The sequence below is a fragment of the Mameliella sp. AT18 genome (assembly GCF_028807275.1).
Classification (GTDB): domain Bacteria; phylum Pseudomonadota; class Alphaproteobacteria; order Rhodobacterales; family Rhodobacteraceae; genus Antarctobacter; species Antarctobacter albus.
This window is the reverse complement of sequence record NZ_JARAMO010000040.1, coordinates 37,263-44,998: the sequence shown is the minus strand read 5'-3', so window position 1 is coordinate 44,998 and position 7,736 is coordinate 37,263. Positions and strand designations below refer to the sequence as shown.

The following is a 7,736-nucleotide window of genomic DNA, read 5'->3' as shown; positions in this document are numbered from 1 at the left end:
CCGCTGCCGCCGGTGGCGGTAATCGTGCCGCCGGTACAGGTGGTCGCCGCATTGGGCGTGGCGGCCACCACGAGCCCGGCGGGCAGGTTGTCGGTGAAGTCGAGGCTGCTTGCCGCGAGGGTCGAGGCGCTGTTGTCGATGGTGAAGGTCAGCGTCGAGGCTTGCGACACGAAAACCGTGTCCGGTGCAAAGGACTTGGCAAAGGTCGGGGCGGGCTGAACGTCGAGATCTGCCGAGGCAGGCAGCGACGTGGCGATGCCGCCGACGAAAAGCTGGCTGGAGGTGTTGGTATAGGTGCCGGGCGCGGTCGCTGCGGGCACGTTGATGGTGGCGGTCAGGGTACAGGTCTGCCCCGCGTCGATGCTGCCCCCCGAGAAGGTCAGGATCGAGGTGCCGGTGAAACTGCCGCTGCCGCAAGCGGCGCTGGCCGACATCCCGGTCGCCGTCGCGCCGGACAGCATGGCGTCGAGGTCATCCGAGAACGAGACGTTGGACGCGCCGACCGCGCTGCTGTTGACGATGTCGAAGGTCAGGACCGCGCTGCCGCCCGCGACGGCGTCAGCGTCAAAGGACTTGGAAAAGCCCAGCGCCAGCCCGGCACCGATGCTCAGCGTGTCGGTGGCCGCCGCGCCGGTGACGCCCAGGCCCGCGATCGTGCCGGTGACGCCGCTGGTGGTGTTGACCGCCGTGCTCAGCGGCGTGGCCGCTGCGGGCACGGTGACCGCCAGTCCGATGGTGCAGCTGGACCCGGCGGCGAGCGAAATGTCCGAGACATCGACCAGCGAGGTGCCCGTGCCGGTCAGGGTGGCGCCGCAGGTGTTGGACAGTGTGCTGTCATAAAGCGCCCCGGTGAGCATCGCGCCAAGGTCGTCGGTAAAGGCGACCGAGCTGGCGACGCGCGTCGTATCGAGGTTCGTCACGGTAAATTCCAGCGTGACCTGTTCGCCGGGTGCAACCGGATCGTCGGTAAAGCTCTTGGCCAGGCCGATCCGCTCGTTCTGCACCTCGAGCTGGGTGGCTGCGATGCCGGTCACGCCGAGGCTCGACACCAGGTTGTCGGTCACGGCGTTGTAGCTGCCGTCAGCGGTGCCCGCGGGGACCAGTACGTCCAGTTCGATCGTGCAGGTGGCGCCCGCCGCCAACGTGCCATTGCTGTAGCTGAGGACGGTTGCCGATCCCGCCAGTGTGCCGCCGCAGGTGTCGCTGACCGGGGTCAAGTTGGCCGTCACGTCCGGCGATCCGGGCAGGATAACGGCAAGGTTGTGGCCGAAGGCGATGGAGGTGACATCGCCTGCCGGGCTGGTGACGTTGGGGTTGGTGATCGTGTACCGCAAGGTGACGGTTTCACCCGCGATGGCCGGACCGTCCGGAAAGGCGACCTCGAAGAGCGGCAGCTGGCTGTCCGCGCCGGTCACGTCGATGCTGTCCGAAGCCGATGTGTTCAGCAGGAGGGCCGTACCGGCGCCGTCGATATTCGCGGTCAGGTCGCTGGTGGTGTTGGTATAGGTGCCGTCCGCCCCGGCCCCCAGCGTAACGGCGATTGTGGTGGTACAGCTGTCATTGATCGCAACGGACCCGCCGGTGAATGTGACAGTGGATGTGCCGGCGATCGAGCTGAACCCGCATCCGTTGCTGACCACCAAGGCAGGGGTGGTGCCGCTCAGAAAGGCGTCGAGGTCGTCGGAAAAGCTGATGTCGGTGGCGGTCTGTTCACCGTTGGTCAGGGTGAAGTCGATGTTGACGACCGCGCCGGTCACGGCGGTGTCGTCCTGGAACACCTTGGAGAGCGAAAGCTGCACGTCACCCGCGCCCCAGGTAAAGGAGGCCTGCGCCGGGTCGCCAGCGGCTGCCTCGTTCGACAGGATCTCCATGCTCGGCGCGGAATAGGTGCCATTGCTCAGCGCGGAGCCGGTGTTGTAGGTGATCGTGAAGGAACAGCTTGCCCCGGCGGCGAGGCTGCCGCCGGTGTAGACGAAACCCGCAGAGGGCAGAGCCGGAAACGGCGGCGAAGGCAGGGTCGAATTCGGGATCGAGCTGAGCTGTCCGGTGCAATCGCCCGGAACCGCGAGTCCGGCGCCCAGAATCCCGACCGCGTTGCCCAGGCCGATGGCCTGTGCCGGCTCCGAGTTCAGCAGGTTGCTGTTGTCATCCGTGAATCCCAGGCCGCTGAGCGCGCTGCCGCCGTTGGGGTTGGTCAAGGTGTAGACCACATCGACCGTGGAATTCGGCAGCAGCGGGTCGCTCTGGAAGACCTTGGTCAGGACCGGGGGCAGCACCGCAGGGAGCGCCTCGACCGTCAGCGTGTCCTCGCCGAGCGCCGTGCCGACGCTGGGGACGCCGCCGATCGACGCGGTCGCTGCGCTGGTGGTGTTCACATAGGTGCCCGGCGCCGCCCCGCCCGGCACGTCCACCGTGACACTGAAACTGCAGGAGGCACCGGGGGCCAGCGTGCCGCCGGTGAGGGTCAGCAGGCCACTGCCGCTGAACGACGACCCGGCGCCACAGGGCGCCGTGGGCAGGCCGGAGGCGACTGCGCCGCTCAGCATCGCGTCGAGGTCATCGGTGAAGGTGATGCCGGTGGCGGTGTCGAAGCGGTCATAGTTGGTCAGCGTGAAGTCCAAGGTGGTGCTGCCGCCGGGGACCACCGGGTCGACGGCGAAGGACTTGACCACACCCACGCCCGCAGGCGCGGTCACTGTCAGGATATCGTGGCTGAAACCCGCGCTGAAGGAGCTGAAGCCGCTAGAGTAGGTCAGTTCGCTTGACCTCAGTTCGAATTCGCCGGCGCCGGTTGCCAGCAGATCTACGGTCACGGTACAGGTGGAATTCGCTCCCACGCTGCCCGTGCTCAGGGCGATGCTGCCGCTCCCCGACGATGCCGTGACCAATGGGGGGCTGGCGGCGTTGCAGGTCGATGTTGCATTGGCCGGGTAGGCGACCTCGAGTCCCGACGGAAGCGTCTCGTTGAAAGCCATGAACGACAGCGCGGCGGCGTTCAAGCTGTTGTCGATCGTATAGGTGACAGTCGTGGTCTGGCCGATGTCCACCGTGCTGGGCGACAGGCTTTTGCTGAAGCCGGGGCGCGCGCTGTCGACCGTCAGGTCGGTCGCCAGCGACATCGAGCTGCCGACCGAGGAGGACAGCGTGATGGCCGGAAGCGTGTGTGCGCCCGCGACGCTGGACGTGACGTTGACGGAAATCGTGCAGCTGGCAAAGCTGCCGATGGAGGTATCCGAAAGCGAGACCGTCGAGCCGCCATCCGGCGCGCTCAGCGTTCCGATGGCACAGGTGCCATCGTCAGAGGCAGAGCCGACCAGCGTCACCGAAGCCGGAAGAACGGCGGTGAAGGCGAGGTCGGTCACCGGCGTTGCGCCGCCGTTGGTGATCGTGAATGTCAGGTCCGAAACACCGCCGGGACCGATGGTCGAGGGCGAAAACTCGGTGTCGAATGTCGGTTGTGCCTGCGCCGCCGCTGGCGCCAGGGCCGCCATGAGCCAGAGCAGACCTACCCCAAGAACCCGCTGAATCGCCGACATACCGTGTTTCCCCTCGTCTCGTATCGGCCTTGCCAGTGCCAGGCGCCCGGAGCAGGGCGCAGCTTGGATCACGGCTGACCGATCTGTTCTGACACTTGCGTAGCCGAGCGGATTACGTCGGGAAAGGCTGCCGTACTGGCGACCGGGTGGATTCCGGCAAGCGAAGCGCGATGTGCGACTTTCTGGCGACACAAGCAGAGGCGAATCCCCCCCAGCCCCAACAACCGATGATCAAAAGGTTAACCACACCAGCCTGTTGTGCCGAAGAGTTTAGGCATCACCCAAAGGGCATTTCAGCAACAACCGTGGATCCGGGCTCACGGGGCGACCAGGGTCTGCAGATCGAAGATCGGCAGGAGAACCGACAGGACGATCACCAGCACCATTGCCCCCACCACCATCATCAGCGCCGGTTCCATCAGCGCCGCGATCCTCTTGCGCCGGGTCGACAGCCCGTTTTCGACCAGGGCCGCCGCGCGCCCCGCCATTCGCGCCAGCCGGGCCGAGACCTCTCCGGCGCCGATCAGCTGGCGTGCAACGGGTGGCACGAAACTGAGCGCCGCAAGGGCATCGGACAGGGATTCCCCGGCACGGACGGCCGTGGCGACCTGGTCCGCCTCGATGCGGAACCGGGTGATGGTCAGGACCGATCCGGCGCTGTCCACCGCGATGGGCACCGTGTGGCGTGCCTCCAACACCAGCGCCAGCGTGCGCAGGTATTGCACCGCCGCCGCCTGCCGGATCAGCCCGCCCACCAGTGGCAGGCGCAGCAACAACCTGTCCCGCCTCTCTCGCAGGACGGCGATGCGCCCACTCATCAGCGCCAGCCCCAAAATCCCCAGCGCAACGGCGGTCAACAGCGGCCATTGCCCTTCGACCCAGCGGGCAAAGCCCATCATGACACGCGTCAGGTCGGGTAAGGGGCGGCCCGAGGTTTCAAAGAGCGCCACGATCTCGGGCGCGACGGTCACGAAAAGCACCCCCGCGACCAGAACGGAGACGACAGCCACAAAGGCCGGGTAGACAAGGGCCGATCCCAACTGCGCCCGGTCGCTGCGGGCGGTCTCAAGGTGGTCGGCCAGGCTGTTGAAGACGCTGGACAATTCCCCTGCCCTTTCACCTGCCTGCACGGCGGCTAGGTAATAGCGGGGAAAGCCCGCGCCGCTGTGCTCCAGCGCCCGCGACAGCGGCTCTCCTTCCAGCAGGGCGGCCTGCGCGCGCGCCACCACCAGGTCCAGCGCCGCCGTGCTGCCGGCGCTTTTCAGCGTGCCCAGCGCCGCGTCCACGGCCATTTCGGCCCCAAGCAGAACCGCCATCTGGCGGGTGAACACCGCCTGCAGGTCGCGCGACAGCCGCGCCCGGCCCAGCAACGGCCCCCGCGCACCGCGTGTCCGCGCCGTCAGTTCGGAAACATAAAGCCCCTGCGCCTTGAGCTGGTCTGAGGCATGAGCCTCTGTCTCTGCCACCAGCGTGCCGGACTTGCGCCGCCCCTCGGCCGTGTAGGCGGTATAGGCAAAGGCCCTCACACGCCGTCCCCGACCACGCGCAGCGCCTCGGCCAGACTGGTCTGCCCGGCGGATACGGCCCGCAAAGCCTGACCAATCAATCTGTCACGCGGAGGCAGTGCCTGTTGCCAGAGTGCGCCTTCCCCCGCGCCGTGATTGATCGCCTCGCGCAGGTCCTCGCCCACTTCGAGGATTTCGAAGATGCCAAGGCGCCCGGCGTAGCCGGTGCCGTTGCAGGCGTCGCAGCCCTGCGCATCGTGCAAAGCCGTGGGCAGGGGCAGACCCGCGCGATCGAACTGTGCCGCCTCGCTGGACGAGGGCGCGTGCGACCTGCGGCAGTCGGGGCAGAGCCGGCGCAGAAGCCGCTGCGCGATGACCCCGCGCAGAGTGGCGGCGATCAGGAAGTTTTCCAGCCCCAGGTCGCGCAGCCGCACCACGGCGGCCACGGAACTGTTGGCGTGCAGCGAGGAAAACACCAGGTGCCCGGTCAGCGCCGCCTGCGCGGCCGTGCTGGCGGTTTCGGTGTCGCGGATCTCGCCCACCAGGATCACGTCCGGGTCCTGCCGCAACGTGGCGCGCAGCCCGGCGGCAAAGCTCATGCCGATTTCGGCATTGATCTGGGTCTGGCTGATGCCGGTCAGGTCGTATTCGATCGGGTCCTCGACCGTGACGATATTGCGTTCCTCGCGGTCGGCCAGCTTCAGCAGGGAATAAAGCGTTGTCGTCTTGCCCGCGCCCGTCGGCCCGGTGGCCAGGATGATCCCGTTCGGCGTGGCGGCCAGCCGTTCCAGCAAGGCGATCTGACCCGTGTCCAGGCCCAGCCGGTCCAGAGGCATCAGCCCCGCCGCCCGGTCGAGGATCCGCAGAACGATGCGTTCGCCGTAGTTGCCGGGCAGTGAACTGACCCGCGTGTCGATCATCCGCCCGCCCAGGCGCAGCGGGATGCGCCCGTCCTGCGGCAGGCGGGTTTCGGCAATATCCAGTCCCGCCATGACCTTGAGCCGCGAGACCACCCGTTTCACAGGCACGTCGGCGCGGTCCATGACCGTTTTCAAGAACCCGTCCAGGCGCATCCGCGCGCGCAACCCGCCCTCGTGCGGTTCGATATGCAGGTCGGAAGCGCCGTCCAGCACGGCCTGCCGCAAGAGCTGGTTGACCAGTTGGATGACCGGCGCTTCCTCGGCATCCTCCAGAAGGTCGCGGCCGCGCTTATCGGTGGCGGTATCGACAAGATCGAAGGTCACGCCTTGCACCTCGCCCTCGCGGGCGCCGGAATGGTAGAGCCGCGCCAGCACCGCCTCGAAGCCCGTTGCATCCTCTCGGTCAAGCGGCGCGTTCAGTCCCGCGCGGCGCTGCGCCTCGCGCAAGCCCATCACCGAGGCCCCCGGCCCCGCAACCACGCGCCCGCCATCCAGCGCCACGCCATGATCGCGCGCAAAGGCGTAGGGCAGCGGGACAGCAGCGACGGAAGGCGGGTGATCTTCTGGCATCCCGGTCGGGCCTTTCTTTCGGCGTGGCAAGGGTCCGTCCCTTTGTGCCCTCAAGACCGTCCCCCTCGCAACGTCCTTTCCCGCTGGCGCCCATATCCGAGAACGCGACAGAAAAAGGTTAACGGACATACATGTTTCACTGTATGCTGGACCGGTAGTGAAATGCCGGCTCTGGCTCCCGTTCAGCCAGAACGCCGCGATGCGGCCCCCGGCAGGTATCAGTAACGAGGAATATTATGGCCACATATGACGCCGGAACATACTTCATTTACCAGTTGGCTTCAGGAACGACCTACGATTTCCTCGAACAGAACTTCTCAAGTCCGTATACCTACGATGACACGGAGGCGGACAACACCTTTGAGGTCGGTGACGACATCAACGACAATGCCATCGTCACCACCTTCCTGGGAACCTTGACCGTACCGTTGAACGGCGGCGGCACGGTCGAGGCGATGGTCGCCGACTTCAGTTCCGTGAGCAGCAGCCAGCGCGTGTTGATCCTGCCGGACGGGGTCCCGCCTGCATATGTAACCTTGCCCGACAGTATCGATCTCGACACGCTGGACACCAGCGATTTCGTGACCTGCTTTGCCGCGGGCACGGGGATTGCAACCGCCCTTGGGGATCGGCCGGTCGAAACGCTGCGCATCGGGGACAAGATCACCACGGCGGACGGCCGACAGGTTCCCGTCAAGTGGATCGGATGCCAGACGATCCTGACACGGTTCAGGGGCGACCGCGCCCGGATGATCCGAATTCGCAAGGGCGCCCTGGCCGAGGGGCTGCCACACAGCGACCTGACCGTGACCGGCGATCACGGGATGGTGCTGGACGGATATGTTGTGAATGCCTCGGCCCTGGTGAACGGTCATTCGATCTGCCAGGTGCCCCTGGCGGAACTGCCCGCGCAGTTCACGGTCTACCATGTCGAAACCGAGGCGCATGACGTCATCCTGGCCAATGGCGCGGCAACGGAGACCTACGTCGATTACGCCGCCCGCAGCCGCTTTGACAACCACGCCGAATACCGGGCGCTTTATGGCGAAGAAAGCGCCATCCCCGAGATGGCCATGCCACGGATCAGCGCCGCCCGCCTGCTGCCTGACCACCTGCGTGTCAGGCTTGGGCGCCGTATCGAGGTGCTGACAAAACCCGCCGCCGCCTGAGCGCGGCGACAGGTTTCCGAGGCACCCCTACGAGAG

General features: G+C 66.6%; 4 protein-coding genes. 1 reads left to right on the top strand and 3 read right to left on the bottom strand.

What is annotated here, in order from left to right; genetic code table 11:
• From PVW46_RS05430 to PVW46_RS05420, 3 genes are all read right to left on the bottom strand, one after another.
• Positions 1–3,536 (bottom strand): beta strand repeat-containing protein (locus PVW46_RS05430; RefSeq protein WP_274575089.1); only part of this gene is annotated, 3,536 nt, incomplete at its 3' end.
• A 317-nt stretch (positions 3,537–3,853) separates the two neighbouring features.
• Positions 3,854–5,062, bottom strand: a complete 1,209-nt coding sequence (locus PVW46_RS05425; RefSeq protein ID WP_069207933.1) for a type II secretion system F family protein — start codon at positions 5,060–5,062, stop codon at positions 3,854–3,856.
• Positions 5,059–6,531 carry a GspE/PulE family protein gene (locus tag PVW46_RS05420; protein WP_069207932.1) on the bottom strand — a complete coding sequence of 491 codons (1,473 nt, stop codon included), beginning with the start codon at positions 6,529–6,531 and terminating at the stop codon, positions 5,059–5,061. The genes PVW46_RS05425 and PVW46_RS05420 overlap by 4 nt, the downstream gene beginning before the upstream one ends.
• 236 nt (positions 6,532–6,767) lie before the next feature.
• On the opposite strand from PVW46_RS05420, the gene PVW46_RS05415 reads away from it, so the two are divergent.
• Positions 6,768–7,700, top strand: coding sequence for a Hint domain-containing protein (locus PVW46_RS05415; RefSeq protein ID WP_052244516.1), 933 nt, complete (start codon positions 6,768–6,770; stop codon positions 7,698–7,700).
• Positions 7,701–7,736: the final 36 nt, after the last annotated feature.

Bases quoted from the DNA above. Each gene is read 5' to 3' on its own strand.
- PVW46_RS05420 (WP_069207932.1), bottom strand. From the start codon at position 6,531: ATGCCAGAAGATCACCCGCCTTCCGTCGCTGCTGTCCCGCTGCCCTAC.
- PVW46_RS05415 (WP_052244516.1), top strand. From the start codon at position 6,768: ATGGCCACATATGACGCCGGAACATACTTCATTTACCAGTTGGCTTCA.